The organism is Mesorhizobium sp. M2A.F.Ca.ET.037.01.1.1 (genome assembly GCF_003998075.1).
Taxonomy (GTDB): Bacteria; Pseudomonadota; Alphaproteobacteria; order Rhizobiales; family Rhizobiaceae; genus Mesorhizobium.
Genome location: NZ_RZSA01000944.1, coordinates 1 through 2498, shown reverse-complemented (window position 1 = coordinate 2498; position 2498 = coordinate 1). Strand labels below are relative to the sequence as shown.

2 protein-coding genes are annotated in these 2498 nt (G+C 63.4%); both read left to right on the top strand.

The features are described 5' to 3' along the window. The first annotated feature begins 203 nt into the window (after window positions 1-203). The gene (locus tag EOA27_RS31710; RefSeq protein ID WP_245467372.1) at window positions 204-650 is read left to right on the top strand and encodes a hypothetical protein; all 447 of its coding nucleotides are present in this window, start codon (window positions 204-206) and stop codon (window positions 648-650) included. 371 nt (window positions 651-1021) lie between these two features. Continuing rightward, window positions 1022-2425, top strand: coding sequence for a lipopolysaccharide biosynthesis protein (locus EOA27_RS31705; RefSeq protein ID WP_126081068.1), 1404 nt, complete (start codon window positions 1022-1024; stop codon window positions 2423-2425). Window positions 2426-2498: the final 73 nt, after the last annotated feature.

Sequence of the window (2498 nt, the reverse complement as noted above, 5' to 3'; positions counted from 1 at the left end):
CTGGGAATATTGGTGGCATCACCGCTGATCCCGCCTCGTAGGGATCAGTATCCATCCTTTTAACGACAAGCTTCGCCGGCGCCCGGAGTTGGCCTTGGCGGGCCGGCCCACCGTTGCGCGCCTCAACCGCATGGAGACATGAAATGACCATTCGCAATTGGACCAGGTGCCTTGTCGGCGCCTCTGCCGCGATCACCCTGCTGATGGCGGGCGCCGCCATGGCCGAAACCGTCAACCCGCTGGCCGACAAGGTGCGGGCGCTCGACAGCCGCTTCGAGGACGTCGCGGTGGCGAAGGCCGAAGGCTATGCGCCGATCCCCTGCGCCAGCGGCCTCACCGGCGGCGCCATGGGCATCCACTACGTCAACGCCGCCTATCTGAAGGACGATGCCGTCGACGTCGCCAAGCCGGAAGCCGTCATGTACGAGCCGATGGCCGACGGCACGCTGAGGCTGATCGCCGTCGAATACATCACGTCGAAAGGCCCGGCATCGCTCGAAGGCCATCTGTTCAACTTCAACACCGCGCCCAACCGCTACGGCCTCGGCCCGTTCTACGAGCTGCATGTCTGGGCCTGGAAGCAGAACCCGACCGGCGCCTTCGCCGACATGAACCCGAGCGTCTCGTGCGATGCGATGAAGGGGATGTAAGAGCGCCTCTTCCTTCTCCCCGTTTCACGGGGAGAAGGTGGCCCGAAGGGCCGGATGAGGGGCGGCGCCAACGATTGCGATTGGCCGTCCCTCTTATCTGACAGGAGATGATCACTATGTTTCGGAACTCTTCCGCAAAGAACCTCTTCGACACGTCATTCATCCCAATTTCCGTGGCCGGCGCTGCCCCTTATCCGCCTGCAGGCGTTCGTCATTCGAAAAGCCAAGCAATTGGCTTTTCGTCCGCTGCGCGGACCACTCCTCACCTCCCCCTATAGTGACGGGGAGAAGGAAGCTCTCCACCCACCCTTTCTTAAGGTGTTTCGGATAGACCCGAACGCTGGAAAAAGGCGGAAAACGGAGAGTTTTGGGTGCGCTTTTCCGCGGCAACGACTGCCGGGCGGTTCTTGCCGCAGCGCTGGGCGCTGCGCATGCGGCCGCTGCTTGGCCGCATCGATGCCATCCTCTTCACCGCCGATGCGCGCGGCGAAGCCGGGCGCATGTCGCTGATCGCCTTTTCCATCCGCATCATCAGCGCCTCGATCGCCTTTGTCAGCCAGGTGCTGATGGCGCGCTGGATGGGGTCATTCGAATACGGCATCTCGGTGCTGGTCTGGGTGACGATGGTCATCGTCGGCAATCTCGCCTGCCTTGGCTTCCACACCTCCGTCATCCGTTTCATTCCGGAGTATCGCGAGCGCGGCATGCTGGCCGAGCTGCGCGGCATCGTGCTTGCCAGCCGCCTGTTCGTGCTCGTCGCCTCGACGCTGATCGCCGGTCTCGGCGCGCTTGGCGTGTGGCTCGCCTCGGACTGGATCGAGAACTACTACGTCATCCCATTCATCCTCGGCGTCATCTGCCTGCCGATGATCGCGCTCGGCGACCTCCTGCAAGGGCTGGCGCGCGCCAATTCCTGGGCGCTGCTGGCGCTCTCGCCCACCTATCTGGTGCGGCCGGTGCTGATCCTGGCTTTCATGGCGCTGATGCTTGGCCTGCATTATGTGCCGGACGCCAAGACCGCGATCTTCGCCTCGATCGCCGCCACTTATGTCACGACGCTCGGCCAGCTGATGGCCGTCACCTCTCGCATGGACAAGAAAGTCCCGCCCGGGCCGATGACGGTGCATTTCGGGCAATGGATCCTTGTCTCGCTGCCGATCTTCCTGGTCGAGGGCTTCTTCTTCCTGCTCACCAATGCCGACGTGCTGATGGTGGGCGCCTACCTCCCGCCCAACGATGTCGCCGTCTATTTCGCGACCGTGAAGACGCTGGCGCTGGTGCATTTCGTCTATTTCGCGGTCAAGGCCGGTGTTGCCCAGCGCTATGCGCAATTCACCCATGGCGAGCCGGACAGGCTTGCCGCCTTCGCCCGCGAGACCGTGTCCTGGACTTTCTGGCCCTCGCTTTTGATGGCGCTGCTGGTGCTGGCGCTGGGCGAGCCGATGCTGGTGCTGTTCGGTCCCGAATTCACCGCCGGCTATCCGCTGCTCTTCCTGCTTGTGCTGGGCGTCGTGGCGCGCGCCGCCGTCGGCCCCTGCGAAAGCCTGCTCACCATGAGCGGCAACCAGAACATCTGCGCCGCCGTCTATGCCATGACGCTCGCCCTCAACATCGGCCTCAACGTGCTGCTGATCCCGCTATTCGGCCTCTGGGGCGCGGCGATGGCCACAAGCCTCGCCATGGTGTTCGAGGCCGGCGCGCTCTCCTTCACCGTCTGGCGCAAGCTCGGCATCGTGATGGCGATCTTCGTGCCTGCAAAGAAGGAAATTGCCTGATGGCCGCCGTCCCGTTGCTCGAAGAGACCAGCGGCGGCCATCAGGCAATTTCCTTCTTTGCAGGCACGAAGAT